Source organism: Pantoea sp. S18 (assembly GCF_045689705.1).
In the GTDB taxonomy this organism is placed as follows: domain Bacteria; phylum Pseudomonadota; class Gammaproteobacteria; order Enterobacterales; family Enterobacteriaceae; genus Pantoea; species Pantoea symbiotica.
The window spans coordinates 2,868,042-2,888,162 of the sequence record NZ_CP142688.1 but is presented as its reverse complement, the minus strand read 5'-3'; the positions used below and the strand labels follow the sequence as shown (position 1 = coordinate 2,888,162).

The window sequence follows — 20,121 nt, the reverse complement described above, 5'->3', positions numbered from 1 at the left end:
CGATGTGATATACTTTCGCACCTTTAAATCCGGGATTATGTAGAGGGATAGCGGCTCCATGAGCGACCTTGCGAGAGAAATTACACCGGTCAATATCGAAGAAGAGTTAAAAAACTCCTACCTCGATTACGCCATGTCGGTCATTGTTGGCCGAGCCTTACCCGATGTGCGTGATGGTCTGAAGCCGGTACACCGCCGTGTGCTTTTTGCCATGAGCGAACTGGGCAACGACTGGAATAAACCCTATAAAAAATCCGCCCGTGTGGTCGGTGACGTCATCGGTAAATATCACCCGCACGGCGATTCCGCGGTATACGAAAGTATCGTGCGTATGGCCCAGCCATTCTCCCTGCGCTACATGCTGGTTGACGGTCAGGGTAACTTTGGTTCGGTCGACGGCGACTCCGCCGCAGCGATGCGTTATACCGAAGTGCGCATGGCAAAGATCTCTTCGGAGCTGCTGGCTGACCTGGAAAAGGAAACCGTCGATTTCGTGCCGAACTATGACGGCACCGAGCAGATCCCTGAAGTCCTGCCAACCAAAATTCCTAACCTGCTGGTAAACGGTTCTTCCGGTATCGCGGTAGGTATGGCAACCAACATTCCACCGCACAACCTCACGGAAGTGATCAACGGCTGTCTGGCCTTCATCGAAGATGAAGACATCACCGTTGAAGGTTTGATGGAGCACATCACCGGGCCAGATTTCCCGACCGCTGCGTTCATCAATGGTCGTCGCGGTATCGAAGAAGCCTATCGCACCGGGCGCGGTAAGATTTATATCCGCGCACGTGGCGAAGTGGAAACCGATGCCAAGACTGGCCGTGAAACCATCATCGTTCACGAACTGCCGTATCAGGTGAACAAAGCGCGCCTGATCGAGAAGATCGCCGAGCTGGTGAAAGAGAAGCGCGTTGAAGGCATCAGCGCACTGCGTGACGAATCTGACAAAGACGGTATGCGTGTTGTCATTGAGATCAAACGCGATGCGGTCGGTGAAGTGGTTCTCAACAACCTCTATTCGCTGACCCAGCTGCAGGTCTCTTTCGGCATCAACATGGTGGCGCTGCATCAGGGCCAGCCGAAGATCATGACGCTGAAAGGCATCATCGAAGCCTTCGTACGTCACCGTCGTGAAGTGGTTACGCGTCGTACCATTTTCGAACTGCGTAAAGCGCGCGATCGTGCTCACATCCTTGAAGGCCTGGCGATTGCGCTGGCGAACATCGATCCAATCATCGAACTGATTCGTCGTGCACCAACGCCAGCCGAAGCGAAACTGGGCCTGTTGGCACAGTCGTGGGATCTGGGTAACGTTGCCGCGATGCTGGAACGTGCCGGTAACGATGCCGCGCGTCCAGAGTGGCTAGAAGCCGAGTTTGGTATTCGCGATGGTCAATATTATCTGACCGAACAGCAAGCGCAGGCGATTCTGGATCTGCGTCTGCAGAAACTGACCGGCCTTGAGCACGAAAAACTGCTCGACGAATACAAAGAGCTGCTGGATCAGATCGCTGAGCTGCTGCACATCCTGCAGAGCGCTGAGCGCCTGATGGAAGTGATCCGTGAAGAGCTGGAGCTGATGCGCGATCAGTTCGGCGATGCACGTCGTACTGAAATCACCGCGAACAGTGCAGACATCAACATCGAAGACCTGATTAATCAGGAAGACGTTGTGGTGACGCTGTCGCATCAGGGTTATGTCAAATACCAACCGCTGACGGACTATGAAGCCCAGCGTCGCGGTGGTAAAGGCAAATCCGCCGCACGTATTAAAGAAGAAGACTTTATCGATCGTCTGCTGGTGGCCAACACCCACGACACCATTCTGTGCTTCTCCAGCCGTGGCCGTCTCTACTGGATGAAGGTCTATCAGCTGCCGGAAGCCAGCCGTGGTGCGCGCGGTCGTCCAATCGTCAACCTGTTGCCGCTGGAAGCCAACGAACGTATCACCGCCATTCTGCCGGTGCGTGAATATACCGAAGGCTTCAACATCTTCATGGCCACCGCGAGCGGTACCGTGAAGAAAACCGCGTTGCAGGAGTTCAGCCGTCCGCGTAGCGCGGGCATCATCGCCATCAACCTGCGTGAGGATGATGAGCTGATTGGTGTGGCGCTGACCAACGGTAGCGACGAAGCGATGCTGTTCTCTGCCGCCGGTAAAGTGGTGCGCTTCGCTGAGACTGCGGTACGTGCGATGGGCCGTTCGGCTTCGGGCGTGCGCGGTATCAAGCTGGCTGAAAGTGACAAAGTGGTGTCGCTGATTGTGCCACGCGAAGAGGGCGCGATCCTCACTGTGACGCAGAATGGTTATGGTAAACGCACCGCCAATACCGAGTATCCAACCAAGTCGCGTGCGACCCAGGGCGTGATCTCAATTAAAGTCACCGATCGTAACGGGCCGGTTATCGGTGCGGTACAGGTGGTGGATGGCGATCAGATCATGATGATCACCGATGCTGGTACGCTGGTGCGTACTCGCGTATCGGAAGTCAGCGTGGTTGGCCGTAACACCCAAGGCGTAATTCTGATCCGTACTGCGGAAGATGAAAACGTGGTGGGTCTGCAACGCGTTGCTGAGCCGGTGGAAGAGGAAGAACTCGACGCCATCGACGGTAGCGTAGCGGAAGGCGAGGATGATATCGCGCCGGAAGTGGACAGCGACGACGAAGCACCAGAAGCTGACGACGAAGAGTAATTCGTAACGGCTTTATGAAACGGCAGGTCAGGAAACTGACCTGCCGTTTTTTTATCTGAGTTTTCCCCTAAAGGCGCGGGCTAGCTGGCTTTTTAGGGCCGATAAAGCTAGTGTATGAAAGCTTTTCAACATCCTGATAACTCTTACCGCCAGTGAGCCTCTTTTGAAATATCTTGTCTCCTTTCGCACTACGCTTCGAATTTCGCGCTATCTGTTTCGTGCGCTGGCGTTGCTGCTCTGGGCGCTGGGTGCGCTGCTGACCACTTTCTACATCATCAACGTGCTGCACGAGAAAGAGAACGCGGTGCGTCAGGAGTTTGCCACCAATTACGGTCAGGCTGAGTGGTACGTACGCCACTCGGCGGATGTGATGCGCGAGCTGAAATACATCACCGAAAATCGCCTGAGCAGCAGCGCTAATGGTCTGGATGTGCTCAACGGTTTGCCGCCGGGCAAAGGTGCGCTGCCGCAGTTTACGCCGCTGTTTTCCGATGGCGACTGCACTTCAATGAGCAACACCTGGCGCAACTCGCTGGATTCGCTCAGCTACTACATCAATTACTGGAAAAGCAATTTTGCTTCGGCGTATGAATTGAACCGCGTGTTCTTCATCGGTGGCGAAAACCAGTGTCTGGCCGATTTCACCATCGGCAGCAACAATTCAGTCGATCGTGAACGTAGCCTGAAAGCGCTGCGCGAACGCGTGCTGCACTATCGCAACGGCAATGAAGAAGAGCGCCGCCAGCCGATGTACTGGATCACCAGCAGCGCGCAGCCGGGCGTCGGCAACTTCTATATGGTGATGCCGGTGTATGTGGCGAACAAACTGCAGGCGCTGCTGGGCGTGGAGCAGAACATCCGCCTTGATGAGTTCATTCAGCCGGGCGGTTTGCCGCTGGTGGCCACCATCACCGATGAAAATTACCGTCCGCTGCTCAGTTCACGTCGCGGCGGCCCGGGCTACTCGCTTGACGATCTGCCGGACAACAGCACCTGGTTCGGCTATCTCGACAGCTATCGCCAGCTGGTGCTGAAGAAGCCGCTGCCGCCGTCAAACCTCAATGTGGTGTGGTCGCTTTCCACCGACGTGTTGATGGATCAGCTCAAGCTGATGCTGATTAACGCGCTGCTGCTCAACATCTTCACGGCGGTTATTCTCTTTACGCTGGCGTGGATTTTTGAGCGCCGCATGTTCTTGCCGGCCGAAGAGAATGCGCATCGGCTGGAGGAGCACGAGCAGTTCAACCGCAAGATTGTTGCCTCGGCACCGGTCGGCATCTGTATTCTGCGCACCAGCGATGGCACCAACATTCTGAGTAACGAGTTGGCACATAACTATCTGACGCTGCTGACGCAGGAAGATCGCCAGCGTCTGAATGAAATCATCGGTGGTCAGCAGGTTAACTTTGTCGATGTGCTGACCGGCAGCAATACCAACCTGCAAATCAGCTTTGTGCATTCGCGTTATCGCAATGAAAACGTGGCGATTTGCGTGCTGGTCGATGTTTCGGCGCGCGTGCGTATGGAGCAGTCCCTGCAGGAGATGGCGCACTCAGCCGAGCAGGCCAGCCAGTCGAAATCGATGTTCCTTGCCACCGTCAGCCATGAACTGCGCACGCCGCTGTACGGGATTATCGGTAACCTCGATCTGCTGCAAACCAAAGTGCTGCCGAAAGGCGTCGATTCACTGGTGACGGCGATGAACAACTCGTCGAGCCTGCTGCTGAAGATCATCAGCGACATCCTCGACTTCTCGAAGATTGAATCCGAGCAGCTGAAAATTGAGCCCCATCCTTTCTCGCCGCGTGAAGTGGTCAATCACATTGCCAGTAACTATCTCTCGCTGGTGGTGCGCAAACGCCTGACGTTGTATGTGTTTATCGAAAACGATGTGCCGCTGACCATGGATGGCGATGCCATGCGTCTGCAGCAGGTGATATCTAACCTGCTGAACAACGCCATCAAATTCACCCATACCGGCTGCATTATCCTGCATGCTTACGTCAAAGAGGGATATCTGGCGTTCCGTGTGCGTGATACCGGCGTCGGTATTCCGGCCAAAGAGGTAACGCGCCTCTTCGATCCGTTCTTCCAGGTAGGTTCGGGCGTGCAGCGTAACTTCCAGGGAACTGGCTTAGGGCTGGCGATCTGTGAAAAGCTGATCAACATGATGGACGGCGATATCGAAGTCGATTCCGAACCGGGCATGGGCAGCCAGTTTATCGTGCGCATTCCGATCTATTCCGGTCAGATGGCGGCACCACCGTTGCTGGACGGCTTGCAGGAAAAAGCCATCTGGCTCGATATGCGCAATGAATATCTCGCCAGCTTCCTGCTGCGTCTGCTGCAACAGCAGGGCATTCAGGTAGCGTATTATCACGGCCAGGCGGCAGCGGATGATGTGATCATCAGCGATCACGATGAGCCTGCTGCGCAAAGCGGACGCGCGCATATTCGTATCTGTGGTCAGCACATCGATATGCCGCACGAAACCGCGCCGGGGCAATGGATTCAGAGCAGCGCGATGCTGCACGATCTGCCGCAGCTGCTCGGCCGCATCTACCGCATCAACATCAATAGCGAAACCGCCACGCCGCTGCCGTTAACCGAGGCAAAAGCAGCCGCGACCTTCGAAGATATTATCGTGCTAATTGTTGATGACCATCCGATCAACCGCATGCTGCTGTCAGAACAGCTCGGCACCGTGGGTTATCAGACCAAAACCGCGCAGGACGGCGTGGATGCGCTGAACGTGCTGAGCCGCAATCATATCGATATCGTGCTGAGCGATGTGAACATGCCGAACATGGATGGTTATCGCCTGACACAACGTCTGCGTCAGTTAGGACATACTTTCCCGGTGATTGGCGTCACGGCCAATGCGTTAGCGGAAGAGAAGCAGCGCTGCATGGATGCGGGCATGGATAACTGTTTGTCGAAGCCGGTTACGTTGGATGTGCTGAAAAGTACGCTGGCGGTGTATGCGGAACGCGTTCGAAAGGGCAGGGAAGAGACGTAACACGCGAGCAAAAAAACGGGCGGTGTCAGAAGACGCCGCCCATTCAGGATTACTCTTTATCGACCTGAGTGGCGCTAACAGAAGAGAGATAGTTCAGCAGCGCGATATCGTTTTCCACGCCCAGTTTCATCATGGCTGATTTCTTCTGGCTACTGATGGTTTTGATACTGCGGTTCAGTTTCTTAGCGATCTCAGTCACCAGGAAACCTTCTGCGAACAGACGCAGTACTTCACTCTCTTTCGGCGACAGACGTTTGTCACCGTAACCGCCAGCGCTGATGCGCTCTAGCAGTTTTGCCACGCTTTCCGGCGTATATTTTTTGCCTTTCTGCAGAGCAGCCAATGCTTTTGGCAGATCGGTTGGTGCGCCTTGCTTCAGTACGATCCCTTCGATATCCAGATCCAACACCGCGCTCAGGATCGCTGGGTTATTGTTCATGGTAAGAACGATAATCGAGAGATCCGGATAGTGACGTTTGATGTATTTAATCAGGGTGATACCGTCACCGTATTTCTCGCCTGGCATGGAGAGGTCGGTAATCAGGACATTGGCGTCCAGTTTAGGCAAGCTGTTTACTAATGCTGTTGAGTCTTCAAACTCACCTACAACGTTAACCCATTCAATCTGTTCCAGTGACTTACGGATACCGAACAGAACGATCGGATGGTCATCGGCAATAATTACGTTCAAGTTATTCATCTTATTGGTTACCTTGCTGCAGCAGTTGGCTGACGTACGCGTCAATTTCACTGGTGGTATTTTTAATGGTTAAATCGTCACATACTTTAATGTGTTGTTCTAACGCTTCACAAAGCAGTTTACCTGACCCCAGATTGAGCATGGCAAACACGCCTTTCAGGCGATGTGCTGTCTGAGCAAGCGAGGGATAATCCTTTTCCGCCGCTTCAGTATACAGTCTCTTCACATCTGGCGGTACTGTCTCGGTAAACAGCTGGAAATAGCCTCCGCTCATCAGCGGCGTGGCTTCTTCATCTTCGCGACTCTCCTCTAACAAATCATGAGAAAGCTGCTTTTCAATCAGGGCCAGCAGCGCATCAAGCAGTGCATTACTGAGATTGAAGTTGACCCGGAATTGTTGATCGTTCAATGCGTGGTGACCCATTTCGTCACCGGCCAGTAACAGCGCCCAACCGTTCAGACGGGCGGGATCGTCGGTCACCAGCACATCATGATCCTGACCGGTTAAGCGTTCATCCGACGTCAGGCATTTCGCGCCCCAGTTTTCGAGGTGGCGGCAAACGATCTTGTGTACATCTTCGACGGCGATATCCACCAACGCGGTCACGCCTTCCAGCAGTTTCTCTTCCTGCTCGCCTTGCTGCTCTAACGCCAGCGGCAGCTGAATGTTGTAGCGTGTGCCGATATCAGGTTTAGCGATGATCTCCAGCTGGCCGCCCATCTGTTTGCACAGTTGCTTACAGAGGAAAAATGCCATGCCGGACGCCTGGCCAAAACGATCCTGCGTGGTTTCACCAAGATAGGGGAAATCGACATTCGCCAGTTCATCGACGCTCAAGCCAGAGCCGGTATCCACCAGCTGCAGCAACACCTGATTAGGCTTGTCTTCAGTGGTTTTAATCTCCAGCGAAATCTTGCCCCAGCGCGTGGTAGTCAGCGAATAGTGCATCAGCGTGGTCAGAACTTTACGCAATGCGCGACGATCGCCAAAGCGCATTTCGTCATTGGCTAAATGGTTGTTCACCACTAAAGCCAGACCTTTACGGCGCAGCAGCGGCAGGCTTTCCAGCGCGATTTCATCCAGCATATCCTGCAGGTTGAACACGCTGGCATCCGGCGACCAGTCGTGCGCTTCGAGGCGATTGAGCAGCACGATGTCATCCACCAGACGCGCCAAACCCTGGCTCTCGTCGAGCAGATCGAGCACGCTTTCATCATCATCGCGCTGGCTGAGTTGCACCAACTGTTTAACCATGCTTTGCAGCGGACGATTGAGCGCGTGACCGAGATTGTGCATCAGTTGCTGACGCATCTGGTGATTGCGATCCAGCACCTGTTGCGCCTTCTGCAGCTTCTTATTCACCAGCAATTCACGGTCCTGATCGCGCATCATAAACAGCTGGGTATGCGGCGACAGCACGCTTCGCGCGTGGCGAATCTCATACACTTCGTTATTGATGGTGGCCTGCAATACGCCCTGATGCTGATCCGACATATTGATGATTTTTTGCAAATTCAGGTGTGGCAGCAGGTGTTCAGCGATTTTATTGCTGAGCAGCGTGCGGTTGGTGGCGAAGTCGTACACCAGCAAGCCGACCGGCAAGCTGGCCACGATCTCTTCATTCAGCATGCGCAGCGAATCCAGCTCGGCGCTCTGGTTTTCGTTCGGGCGCAGCGACTGCTGACGCAGCAGCGTAATACCGGCAATTGACAGCAAAAATAGCACAAGGTTAATCAGCAGCGGCCACATCAGGTTATGCAGCGTATCCAGCGCCAGGCTAGTGAGCGGCACGCGATACACCAGCTGCAGCGACGTACTTGGCAGCGATGCGGCGATCTCCAGATTCGGGTTCACCAGCGCCACGTGGGTGCTTTCGCTGCTGGTATCGTCGCTGGTGGTGGCGGTGGTGGAACTTTGCGTGGCGTCCTGACGCAGCTGGAAATTCTCCAGCGGCATATTGCGCGGAATCAGATCGTTAACCGGCAAATCGAACGCCACCACGGTGGCTAAATGGCCTGGCTGATTGAAGGTAGTACGCAGCGTAAAGTAGTGATCGTTCTGCCAGGCGAAATGACGCAGCGGCGAGAAGCTTTCACGCTCATCCAGCGCATTGGCCTGCTGCAACATTTCGGCGCGGCGGCTATCAACCAGCGTATTAATCGCGCTCTCTTTATAACGCGTCGCCATGTCTTTCAGCGGCAGCGTGGAGATCATAATCAGGCTGTTATCCTGACCATTAAGGAAGTACATCGACCAGGTCGGATTTTCCGCGCCCCACAGCGTATCGAGATAGTTGGACATGCGCATGGTCATATCCAGCGTGCTGCTATCGTGCGAACCAAAAATCAGCGCTTCGGTTTTGCGGCGGGTTTTTTCCAGATAATAGACATCCGGGCGCAGGCGGGTTTCCTGAAGGTTGCTGTTCGGCGACGATCCGGCGGCGCTGGTGGCAAGGTTTTCATAGATCTGCCACGTAGCGAAGCGCGACGCATCGATGCGTTTCTGCATCGCGCGCGCCAAATCGGTCATCGCATAGCGCTTCTCTGTAATCCAGGCATTAACGCTATTGTGCACCATCGCGCCCAGCGCCAGAAAAAGCACCAGGTTAAACACCACGAAAAAGCGCGTTACATTGCCGGATGTCAGAGGAAATTTATAAGGCAGCATAGTGTCTCAGGATCATGGAATTAGCGCGCAACCCGTCGGGCACTGGCAGCGACGGCCAGCAGCAGCAGAGCGATAAGCAAAAATGCACCACTCAGGCTGATCCACTGGGAAATTAATCCGATTAAAGCCGGACCTGAAAGAATACCTGCATAGCCTAACGTTGTCATGGCCGAAATCGCCAGATTCGACGGCATATCGTGTTGATTCCCGGCAGCATTGAACAACATCGGCACCGTATTGGCGAGGCCAAAACCCACCAACAGGAAAGCCAGCAGCGCAATTTGCGGCCAGGGTAACAACACCGCCAGCGTCATGCCCGCTGCAGCGGCTAACGCACCGGTCAACATCACCGGATAACGGCCAAAGCGTTGAATCACTTTATCGCCGGTCAGACGACCAATGGTCATCGCCACCGAGAACACCGCATAACCTAAACCAGCGTGCGCCGGGCTCATATCCGGGCTTTGCAGCAGCAACAGCGCGCCCCAATCCAGCACCGCGCCTTCGGCAAGAAACAGAATAAAGCAGAGCAAACCGAGGAAAGCCACCCAGCCGCGCGGGATTACCAGCCACGGCTGATCGGGCTGATGCAGGCGCTCGGTCATCAGCGTTGGCAGGCTCCATACCAATAGCAACACAATCAGCACCATCACCGCGCCAACCGCTTGCAACGGCGTCAGGCCGCTGCCGAGCAGCAGGCTGACGGAGCCCGCGCCGATAATGCCGCCGAGGCTAAAGAAACCGTGGAAACCGGACATCATCGGCTTGCGCGCGGCTTTTTCCACTTCCACCGCCTGCACGTTCATCGCCACATCCAGCATGCCGAGTCCGGCACCAAACACCATCAAGGTGGCGGCCATCAGCCACATCACATCGAGCGTCGCCAGCAGCGGTAATACCGCCAGCACCACCAGCGTGGAGCACAACATCACCCGACGACCACCGAAACGCGCGATTAACCCGCCGGTAATCGGCATCGCCGCCAGCGATCCAATGCCTAAACACAGCAGCAAACCGCCCAATGACGCGCCGCTCAACGCCAGACGCTGGCTGGCGAACGGCACCAGCGGTGCCCATGCGGACATGCCCAATCCGGCGATAAGGAAAACGATGCGTGTCCCAAGGTTGACACGGTGATGCAATTTATTGTGCGGCGCGGCGTCCAGTGCTGTCATAAAGAGTATTTTTCAGTAGCGGTTGAAGCGACGAAGTTTAGCATCAAAGCGGGCGTCACACCGCGCATCAGACAATTCGGATGTCAGCGATTAAACGCCAGAAACAGGCATATTACCGATTTTTCACGCATCGCTACGCTTTTCCAGAACTTTCCTGGCATGTGCCAACCAAAACTGGAGTGACTTAAGTAAAATTTTTTCTGCTGAATGATGCAGTATACTGATGAAAGATTCCGCGCCACACGCGGCTTACACGTCAATTTTTTGGCGCTGTCGCAAAGCACGCATTTCCGGATTTTCGCCAATAGGCAGCGACCACCTAAAACCGATATGTTAGTCATCCCATCGGCTCCCGATGCGGAATATAGCGAGATCGAGATTATTTCTCCCGATTGGGAGAGTTTTGCTGTGTCTTATTTTAATCCTTGTTACCTGCTGGTAACCCGTTTTCATCAGGCGAAGCGGACCGTTTATTAACGGCCTGTATGGCGCACCGGTACGCTTAAATCATTAATAAGCTTAATGGCCGCTGCAATACATTCCCTGTAACGAGGTTACCTATGTCTTCACATCAATCAGAACAACAATTAGCGGCGATTCTGCAATCTGCGGTCAGCCTTTATCCGGTAGCAGACGACACTTCAACTTTGCAAACGCGCAGCGTGGATACCACGCCGCCCGCGCCGCTACGTCCGTATGAACCCATAGCGATGGATGGTGTGATCGCCGCGTGGGAATCCGGCAGGAACATTCACCTGCGCGGCCGCGCCGAATCCGAACCCGGCGCCACCGTGACGATGACCTTTCACGGTGAAAGCTGGCACAGCACGGTGAATAAATGGGGTTACTGGAATGCCTCAATGCCGCCTTCGGTGCTCAACGGATTAGCCGATGGCGCCTATTCGTTGACGCTAACCATCACCGACAAAGCCGGCAACAGCACCGATACGCAGGTGGGTTTTGGGGTTTACGTGGATAAAACCATCAAGCCCACGCTGACGGTGGATCCAATCAGCGGGGATAACGCGGTTAACCTGGCTGAAGGCATTTACGGCGTGGAGGTGCACGGCAGCGTCACGCATATGCCGGCGAACAGCCACATTACGGTGATCTTAGCCGGTAATAAATATATTGGCGGCGTTAATGACAAAGGCGAATGGACCGCCGCCATTCCCTCACAAGATCTTCAGGCATTACAGGATGGCGTCTATAGCCTGAAAGTCAGCGCCACCGATCCCAACGGCAAAACCACCGCTTATCAGCAGGATGTCACCTTAATTACCCACGTCAGCAGTTTGCCGCACATCAGCTTCGATAAGGTCACGGCAGACAACGTGATCAATAAAGAAGAGAGCCAAAACGATCTCACCTTTAGCGGCGACCTCTCGGTGATGGTGCCGGGCCAGCAACTGTTGCTGTGCAGTGGTGATGCGGTCTATCACGCGCAGATTGGCAGCGATGGTCACTGGCAGGTGACGATTCCGTCCAGTGACGTAGCGAATTTCATTTCACTGGGCGAAATCCGGGTTTATGCGCAGGATGGCGCCGGCAACAGCACCGACGCATTGCTGGAACTCAACGTGGTCACCAAACTGCCAGACATCTATTACGAAATTGATATTGGCGGCGATACCACGCTGAGTCAGCAGGAAGCACAGCACGATCTCAGTTTCTATCTCGAAGGCGTAAAGGAGCTGACGCTCAACGGCAAAAACTACACGCCGGTGAACGGCATGGTGACTATCAGCGCCGACGATCTGCAGGCGCTGCCGGATGGTGAAGTGTCGCCGCTGGCCACGCGCTGGGATGAGTACGGTAACCACGACACGCAAATCATCGAGAACCTGTTCACCGTCGCCACGCATCAGGTGCCGACCGTTACGCTGAATCAGCCGTCAGGCGCCAGCGCCCCCGCTCCGCACAGCGATGCGCGCGCCACGGAAAGCCACTACAACGCCAGCGATAGCAGCTACACCCTCGCCGATCATCTGCAGCAACATCAGGTTCAGAGCCTGGCGTAATCCGCACATCAGCCGCTAGCGACCTCAGCTAGCGGTTGCCAGCCCACACTTATTTCTCACGGGACAACAGGGATGACTGCACAACCCTTCAACAGCGACAACGGCATCGCGGCGATGCTGCGCGTGGCGGCACGCTTCGGTAAACCAGCAGACGCCAGCACGCTGCGTCAGCAGATGCGCTGGTTTCAACATCTGGCACCCACGCAACAACTAGAACGTTTAGCCGGACTGTTAGGCCTGCATTTCATGCTGGTGCCGCATAGCAAACTGCGCTGGCGGCAGGAAATTGTGCCGGTATTGCTGCTGCTGGAAAACGGCAGCGTGGCGTTGATTGAAGAGGTGGATAGCAATGGTGGCGTGCGTTACTGGCTGAGCGAAAGTGGCGATGTGGTGCGCACAGGTCAGCTGCAGGATTTGTTGCTGCAGGCCGACATGCAGGTTGGCGTGATTGGCGTGGCGGCACGGGCGCGCGATGCGCGCATCGACGAGTTTGTGCAGCCGTATCAGCCGCACTGGTTCTGGCATAATTTTCACGGCATGAAGCGGCGCATCGCGGAGATCAGCCTGGCATCGCTGGTCGGCAACGTGCTGGCGCTGGCGGGCATTCTGTTTTCCATGCAGGTCTACGATAGGGTGATTCCGGCGCAGTCGCAGCCGACGTTGTGGGTGCTGTTCGCTGGCGTGGTGCTGGCGGCGGCGATCGAGTATCTGATTCGCCTGATGCGCACCCAGGTTTCCGATCTGATGGGCAAACGCATCGACCTGAAAATATCCGCCATGCTGTTTGCGCGGGCGATGAATATCCGCAACGAGGCGCGTCCGCGTTCTACCGGCTCCTTTATTGCCCAACTGCGTGAAATTGATCAGGTACGCGAGCTGCTGACTTCCACCACGGTGAATGCCGCCGCCGACCTGCCTTTTGTGCTGCTGTTTCTGCTGATCATGGCGTCGATTGGCGGCTGGCTGGTGCTGATTCCGTTACTGGCGATTCCGCTGATTGTCATTCCCGGCTTGCTGGTGCAGATCCCAATGGCGAGGCTGGCGCAGGAAGGGTTGCGTGAAAGCGCGCTGCGTCAGGCGGTGCTGGTGGAAACCCTCGAAGGCGTTGAAGACATCAAAGCGCTGCAAGCGGAACCCTATTTTCAGCGGCAATGGGAGCAAACGCACGAAGTCAGCGCGGCCATCAGCAATCAGCAACGTTTGTGGGGCGCACGCCTCACCGGTTGGTCGGCCAGCGTGCAGCAGCTCACCTATGCCGGCATGTTGGTGTTTGGTGTCTATCTGGTGCTCGACAATCAGATCACCACCGGCACGCTAGTGGCGTGCAGCTTGCTCTCGTCACGCACCATCGCGCCGCTAATGCAGCTCACCATGGTGTTCTCGCGCTGGCAGCATGCTAAATCGGCAATGAAAGGGCTGGATGAGCTGCTGAAAAAGCCGCTCGACCAACCCGATCACGCCACGCTGGCGCACTGTCCGGTGCTGACCGGCAGCTATCAACTGCAAAACGTGCATTACCGCTACGAAGAGGAGAGCGGTAATAGCGTGCTTAACATTCCGCAGCTGCAGATCACGCCCGGCGAACGTGTGGCGATCCTCGGTAAAGTCGGCGCGGGTAAATCGACGCTGCTGAAAATGCTGGCCGGTCAGGCGCGCGCCAGCCAGGGAAAAGTGCTGGTGGACGGCGTCGATCTCACCTGCATCGATCCGGTCGATCTTCGGCGTCAGCTTGGCTGGCTGTCGCAGGATGCACGGCTGTTTTTCGGCACGTTGCGCCAGAACCTGCTGCTCGGGAATCCGCACGCCAGCGAGCAGGAGATGCTGCAGGCGCTGCGCATCAGCGGCGCGTTAGCGCTGGTACAGCAGGACGCCGCCAGCCTCGATCGCATTATTCATGAAGGCGGACGCGGCTTGTCCGGCGGCCAGCGGCAAATGGTGCTGCTCAGTCGACTGATTCTTCGTCAGCCGCAGGTGGTTTTGCTGGATGAACCGACGGCGGCGATGGATGAACAGCTGGAAGCGCAGGTGATTCGCCAGCTGGCGCAATGGGTAACCGGGCGTACGCTGGTGCTGGTCACGCATCGTCCCGCGCTGCTGCACATGGTTGATCGCATTATCGTGATGGATAACGGCCGTATTGTGGCTGATGGCGCGCGCGACGAGATTCTGCGTCATGCCGCCAGTAAAAAAGGAGATGCGGCATGAGTGTGGTGCTCTTGGATAAAGATCTGGCGCGGCGTGAACGTCGCACCTCAGCCATCATCTGGCTGTGCGTGGTAGCGCTGCTGCTGTTTCTGCTGTGGGCGCACTTTGCTGTGCTGGATGAAGTGACGGTCGGCATCGGCAAAGTCACGCCTTCCAGCCGCGCGCAGATCATTGATAGCCTTGATGGCGGCATCGTCAAACAGCTCGATGTGCACGAAGGTAATATCGTGCAGCGCGGCGAGGTGCTGGCAACGCTCGATCCCACGCGCTTTCAAACCAATTTTGGTGAAGCGATTGCGCGGGTGCGCACGCTGCGAGCTTCCTCTGAACGTTTACAGGCCGAACTTAGCGATACGCCGCTGAAATTCAGTACCGATATCCTGCAACATCCCGAGCTGGTGGCGCGCGAAACGCAGCTTTACCAGGCGCGGCGGCAGAACTTTATCGAGACCATCGGTAATTTGCAGCAATCGCTGACGTTGGTGCAGGCAGAGCTCAACGTGACGGAACCGCTGATGCTGCGCGGGGCGGCGGGCAAAGTGGATGTGATTCGCCTGCGTCGCCAGGTGAGCGATCTGCGCGGCAAAATCGACGAAGCGCGTAACGATTATTATGTGCGCGCTCATGAAGAGCAGGTGAAGAACAACGGTGAACTGGATGCGCAATTGCAGGTGGCGGCGGGCAAACAGGATCTGCTGACGCGCACCACGCTGATTTCGCCGGTGCGCGGCATTGTGAAAGATGTGCGCGTCACCACCGTGGGCGGCGTGCTGGAGCCGGGTGGCAAGCTGATGGAGATTGTGCCGCTGGAGGATCAGCTGCTGATTGAGACGCGTATCAATCCGCGCGATATCGGCTACATTCGGCCGGGTTTACCTGCGGTGGTGAAGATCACCGCCTACGACGCTTCCATCTATGGCGATCTGCGCGGAGAAGTCGAAACCGTTTCACCCGATACGTTGCAGGACGACGTGCGCCACGACGAATTTTACTATCGCGTCTATGTGCGCACGCAAAAAGCCGAGTTGATTAATAAAAGCGGACGCAAATTCGCCATCATGCCCGGCATGGTGGCCAATGTTGAAATTAAAACCGGTCAGAAAACCGTCATGGATTATTTACTTAAGCCGCTGAATAAAGCGAAGGAATCACTGCGTGAGCGTTGATAATCTGCACCGGCTATTATTGCAGCAATCTTTGTTACGTGCCGAAATTAACATTCCCATTTTAAGACTATGAATTGAACAAAATGTGCGGAAAGAGGCAAATAATGCGCGGCGATTATTGTGGTTAATTTAACCCGCATAATTAACTTTACGAAATATAAGGTGATGCCTGAATTTCGGGCAAAAAAATGCCGGGCAATCTAGCCCGGCGGGAAATTAGGGTAAATCAAATCATTCGGGGTGAATGAAGGTAATAATGAAATAAATGATGATAGCGGGGATAATTGTATGCTCTGGATGGGTTAGAGTTTTGTCATTCAGTGCGGAAATGTAACCCATGTAATTTTATGTTTTTAAACGATTAAATTATATATTTGCAAAAAGTGCTATATTTTTTACCTATCTGTGCTGGTTATTAGTTCCCCGATATTTACATCCTGAAATAACTATTAAATAGAATGAAACAGTTTTGGAAATTTAGTAGCATTTTCGTGATAGATTATTGCCCAACATAAAATAACAATGGCTTGCTGGCTGAATTTTTAATCGTTCAGCTCGCAGTGGCAAAAATAAAGGCACATTAAAGAGGGTAATAAAATGAAACGTCGCGTTCTCTCCCTGATGATTCCTGCATTGCTGGTTGCAGGATCAGCAAGCGCAGCTGAAATTTACAACAAAGATGGCAACAAATTAGACCTCTACGGCAAAGTGGATGGTCTGCATTATTTCTCTGATAACTCTAGCTCAGACGGTGACCAGTCTTACCTGCGTTTTGGCTTCAAAGGTGAAACTCAGGTGACCGATCAGCTGACCGGTTACGGCCAGTGGGAATACCAGGCAGCACTGAACACCGCAGAAAGCGAAGGCACTGCTAACAGCTTTACGCGTGTTGGTTTTGCCGGTTTGAAATTTGGTGATGCAGGTTCATTCGATTACGGCCGTAACTACGGCGTGATGTACGATCTCGGCGCATGGACTGACGTTCTGCCAGAGTTCGGTGGCGATACCTACGGCGCGGACAACTTCCTGTTCCAGCGCAGTAACGGCCTCGCAACCTATCGTAATACCAACTTCTTCGGTTTAGTCGATGGCTGGAACTTCGCGGTTCAGTATCAAGGCAAAAACGATAACCCAACCGAATCTACTGGCTCTGGTCGTGATGTACTGGGCGAGAACGGTGATGGCTACGGTCTGAGCACCACTTATGATCTGGGTTCAGGTTTCGGTATTGGTGCAGCGATGTTCCAGTCTGACCGTACCAATAACCAGAATGGTAATAATCCGCGCACTGCTAACATTCTTGGTCGCGGTGATAAAGCCGAAGCTTACAGCGGCGCGCTGAAGTATGACGCTAACAACGTTTACCTGGCCGCAATGTACAGCCGTTCATATAACGCGACGCGTTTCGGTGCGAGCGATAGCGGCACCGTTTACGGTTACGCTAACAAAGCAGATAACTGGGAATTGGTGGCACAGTACCAGTTCGACTTCGGCCTGCGTCCATCTCTGGCGTTCGTCTCTTCTCGCGGGACTGATATCGAAGGTTACGGCAGCCAGAACCTGAAGAAATACATTGATGTAGGCGCAACTTACTACTTCAACAAAAACATGTCGACCTACGTTGATTACCAGATCAACCTGCTGGACGACAACAACTTCACCGACGCAGCCGGTATCAATACCGATGACGTCGTAGCGCTGGGCTTGGTTTACCAGTTCTAAGGGTGATGGAGCGTGACTTGCCGGTCACGCTCCCGTTTTCAGCAGCGCAACCAGCGCGGCACGCAGCACCTCGACCACCAGTTCCGCATCCTCGCCAATCTGTACCTGCACAATCGCTCCCTCAACCAGCAACACCATTTGCGCCGTTTTTACCTGCTGCTCAGGCATCAACTTGTCGCTTATCGCCTGCGCCATCTCACGTTTATGCTGACGAATAATTTCGCTGGCTTCCGGTAACGTGCTGCCCAGTTCCGCCGCGGTATTAATAAACGCGCAGCCGCGATAATCGTCATCCCTGAACCAGCTCAGTAATGCTGCGGGCAGGGCATCGATCAACGCCGTGTGCTGATTCAACGCACTGCAAAACGCCAGCATCCAGCGCTGATGACGCTGCTGCAAAAACGCCAGCACCAGCGCATTCTTCGCCGGAAAGTGACGATAGAAAGTCACTTTGGTCACGCCCGCCTCTGCAATCACCTTATCTACGCCGGTGGCACGAATGCCCTGTTGGTAAAACAACTGCTGCGCGCATAGCAAGATACGATCGCGCGCGGATGCGCTGGCATCAAAGATCAGAGGTTCAAGCATAAAAAATTCCTTGTGTGTATGTAGACAGAATTGTCTACATACGGCAGGATGAATCAAGTAGACAGACCTGTCTACATAATCGGGAGAAATAACATGCTGGTGCCACCGTTCAATCAACAAACCGCGTTACAGAAAGTCCGCATGGCGGAAGATGCCTGGAACAGCTGCGATGCGCAGCGTGTTTCGCTGGTGTACAGCGAAGACACGCGCTGGCGCAATCGCAGTGAATTCGTCAATGGACGCGCAGAAGTCGTGACCTTCCTGCAGCGCAAGTAGGTCAAAGAGTTGGATTATCGACTGATCAAAGAGTTATGGGCATGGCACGAAGATAAGCTGGCGGTGCGCTTTGCCTATGAATGGCATGATGACAGCGGTAACTGGTTCCGCAGCTATGGCAATGAGAACTGGCACTTTGGCGCCGATGGTTTGATGATTCAGCGATTCGCCTGCATCAACGATCTGCCGATCCGCGCAGACCAGCGTCTGTTCCACTGGCCAGCTGGCACGCGCCCGGACGATCATCCGGGCCTGAGTGAGTTGGGGCTATAGCGGTTATTGCATACCGCGCCATTTTTTGGCTTTTGGCGCCGGTTGCGGCGGCGGGTTGGTGATGGCGGTCAGGCTGCCTTCCATCGCGACACCCGCCAGCGTGAAGGCGGAGAAGCTAAGCCAGTGCTGCCATTTACTGTTTTGTGTTTTAGTATTTTCCATTCTGCACCTCGCTGAAGTTCAACTCACCTTCAACAATGCAGCATTCATGCCAGCGCACCGCTCTCAGCGCCACGCGCCTTGCAGCGACTTTGCTACACTGCGCCAGCGCTGAAGCGGTGCAGAAGGGGGATTTTCTGGTGCAATAATTTAACGTCGGCGTGCAGGATAGTGCTGAATCAGGCGATGGCGGTAAGTCTGCCAACATTTGAAGCTGCCATAAATAAACAGCGCGGCGGTAATTGCGACAATCATATAAACCATCTGATGCTCCTGTAGGCATAACGTTGCAGGAACCGCTTATCCTGTGTCAGCTTTTATCGAACATCAAGCAGCTTTAGACTGCTTTACAAGCGAGTTATGCTTTGTAATTGGCTGTAGTAATGCCTTACAGATGAGGAATTGATGCGTTTTCAGAACATTCTGCTAATTAGCCTGCTGGCATTGGGACTCAGCGGTTGCGAAAAAAAGAGTAGCCAACCCGCGCTGGTGCTGGAAGGTAAAACCATGGGCACCGTATGGCGCGTCAGCGCGGCTGGGGTTGATCCGCAGCGCAAAGCGGCGTTACAGCAGCTGATTCAGCAACAGCTGGATCGTGATGACGGCGAACTCTCGACATGGAAAAGTGATTCGGTGCTGTCGCGCTTTAATCAGTATCAAGGTAATACTCCGCAGCCGGTGAGCGCCGATATGGCGGATATTGTCATTGAAGCGCTGCGAATTGGGCACAAAACCTCGGGTGCGATGGATATTACCGTCGGCCCGCTGGTCAATCTGTGGGGCTTTGGCCCGACGAAGCAGCCAGCGCACACGCCCAGCGAGGCGGAAATCGCCGCCGCTAAAGCGCTGACCGGTTTGCAGCATCTGCGCGTCATTCAGGGCGTTGACGGCCAATGGCTGCAGAAAGATCTGCCCGGCTTGTATGTCGATCTCTCGACCATGGGCGAAGGTTATGCCACCGATCATCTGGCGCGCCTGATGGAGCAGCAAGGCATCACCAATTATCTGGTTTCGGTGGGTGGCGCGGTATTGAGCCGTGGCGTTAATGCCAGTCAACAGCCGTGGCGCGTGGCGATCCAGAAACCCACCGATCGCGAAAACGCAGTGGAAGCACGCGTTGATCTGCAAGGGCACGGCATCAGCACTTCCGGCAGCTATCGCAACTATTATGAACTGGACGGCAAACGCATTTCGCACGTCATCGATCCCACCACGGGCAGACCGATTGAGCACAAGCTGGTTTCGGCGACGGTGATTGCTACTACCGCGCTGGAGGCGGATGGCTGGGATACTGGTTTAATGGTGCTCGGCAGCGAACGCGCTAAAGCGTTGGCGTTAAAAGAGCATCTGGCGGTCTATTTGATCAGCAAGCAGGGCGACGGCTTTACTCACTGGATGTCGCCGCAGTTTAAAACCTTCCTCATCGATCAGGCATCTCAATAAAGGAGGCG

The 20,121-nt window shown here is 54.6% G+C and carries 12 protein-coding genes and 1 pseudogene; 8 read left to right on the top strand and 5 right to left on the bottom strand.

Annotated elements, in window-relative coordinates:
* Nucleotides 1-58 precede the first annotated feature (58 nt).
* Nucleotides 59-2,698, top strand: coding sequence for a DNA topoisomerase (ATP-hydrolyzing) subunit A (gene gyrA, locus VIJ98_RS13280; protein WP_008105113.1), 2,640 nt, complete (start codon nt 59-61; stop codon nt 2,696-2,698).
* Nucleotides 2,699-2,861: 163 nt separating this feature from the next.
* The gene (gene rcsC / locus VIJ98_RS13275) at nt 2,862-5,717 is read left to right on the top strand and encodes a two-component system sensor histidine kinase RcsC (RefSeq protein WP_323274422.1); all 2,856 of its coding nucleotides are present in this window, start codon (nt 2,862-2,864) and stop codon (nt 5,715-5,717) included.
* A gap of 49 nt (nt 5,718-5,766) precedes the next feature.
* Here the strand turns inward: rcsC and rcsB are convergent, their stop codons facing one another.
* From rcsB to VIJ98_RS13260, 3 genes are read right to left on the bottom strand one after another with little or no spacing between them, the layout of a single operon-like run.
* Nucleotides 5,767-6,417, bottom strand: a complete 651-nt coding sequence (gene rcsB, locus VIJ98_RS13270) for a response regulator transcription factor RcsB (RefSeq protein WP_007889370.1) — start codon at nt 6,415-6,417, stop codon at nt 5,767-5,769.
* Nucleotide 6,418: 1 nt separating this feature from the next.
* On the bottom strand, nt 6,419-9,082 hold the full coding sequence (gene rcsD / locus VIJ98_RS13265) for a phosphotransferase RcsD (protein WP_323275841.1): 2,664 nt from the start codon (nt 9,080-9,082) through the stop codon (nt 6,419-6,421).
* 23 nt (nt 9,083-9,105) lie between these two features.
* Nucleotides 9,106-10,260: an MFS transporter gene (locus tag VIJ98_RS13260; protein ID WP_154155848.1), complete on the bottom strand. Its 1,155-nt coding sequence runs from the start codon at nt 10,258-10,260 to the stop codon at nt 9,106-9,108.
* Nucleotides 10,261-10,820: 560 nt separating this feature from the next.
* On the opposite strand from VIJ98_RS13260, the gene VIJ98_RS13255 reads away from it, so the two are divergent.
* The 4 genes from VIJ98_RS13255 to ompC all read left to right on the top strand — a co-directional run bounded on the left by VIJ98_RS13255 (nt 10,821) and on the right by ompC (nt 17,374).
* Nucleotides 10,821-12,281 (top strand): Ig-like domain-containing protein, encoded by a 1,461-nt coding sequence (locus VIJ98_RS13255; RefSeq protein ID WP_323274420.1) that lies wholly within the window; start codon nt 10,821-10,823, stop codon nt 12,279-12,281.
* Nucleotides 12,282-12,353: 72 nt separating this feature from the next.
* Complete coding sequence (locus tag VIJ98_RS13250; RefSeq protein ID WP_323274418.1) at nt 12,354-14,486, top strand: type I secretion system permease/ATPase; 2,133 nt, start codon at nt 12,354-12,356, stop codon at nt 14,484-14,486.
* Nucleotides 14,483-15,652 (top strand): HlyD family efflux transporter periplasmic adaptor subunit, encoded by a 1,170-nt coding sequence (locus VIJ98_RS13245; RefSeq protein WP_154155856.1) that lies wholly within the window; start codon nt 14,483-14,485, stop codon nt 15,650-15,652. Before VIJ98_RS13250 ends, VIJ98_RS13245 begins: the two co-directional genes overlap by 4 nt.
* 597 nt (nt 15,653-16,249) lie before the next feature.
* A complete protein-coding gene (gene ompC, locus VIJ98_RS13240; RefSeq protein WP_008105096.1) occupies nt 16,250-17,374 on the top strand; it encodes a porin OmpC in 1,125 nt (374 codons plus the stop codon).
* A gap of 24 nt (nt 17,375-17,398) precedes the next feature.
* Here the strand turns inward: ompC and VIJ98_RS13235 are convergent, their stop codons facing one another.
* Nucleotides 17,399-17,962, bottom strand: a complete 564-nt coding sequence (locus VIJ98_RS13235) for a TetR/AcrR family transcriptional regulator (protein ID WP_154155858.1) — start codon at nt 17,960-17,962, stop codon at nt 17,399-17,401.
* Nucleotides 17,963-18,055: 93 nt separating this feature from the next.
* Here VIJ98_RS13235 and VIJ98_RS13230 point away from each other — a divergent pair.
* A pseudogene (locus VIJ98_RS13230) lies at nt 18,056-18,511 on the top strand (DUF1348 family protein).
* Nucleotides 18,512-18,514: 3 nt separating this feature from the next.
* Here the strand turns inward: VIJ98_RS13230 and VIJ98_RS13225 are convergent.
* Entirely contained in the window at nt 18,515-18,673 is a 159-nt protein-coding gene (locus VIJ98_RS13225; protein ID WP_176973727.1) for a hypothetical protein, read from the bottom strand.
* 402 nt (nt 18,674-19,075) lie between these two features.
* Here VIJ98_RS13225 and apbE point away from each other — a divergent pair, with 402 nt between their 5' ends.
* Nucleotides 19,076-20,113: an FAD:protein FMN transferase ApbE gene (gene apbE, locus VIJ98_RS13220; RefSeq protein ID WP_323274412.1), complete on the top strand. Its 1,038-nt coding sequence runs from the start codon at nt 19,076-19,078 to the stop codon at nt 20,111-20,113.
* Nucleotides 20,114-20,121: the final 8 nt, after the last annotated feature.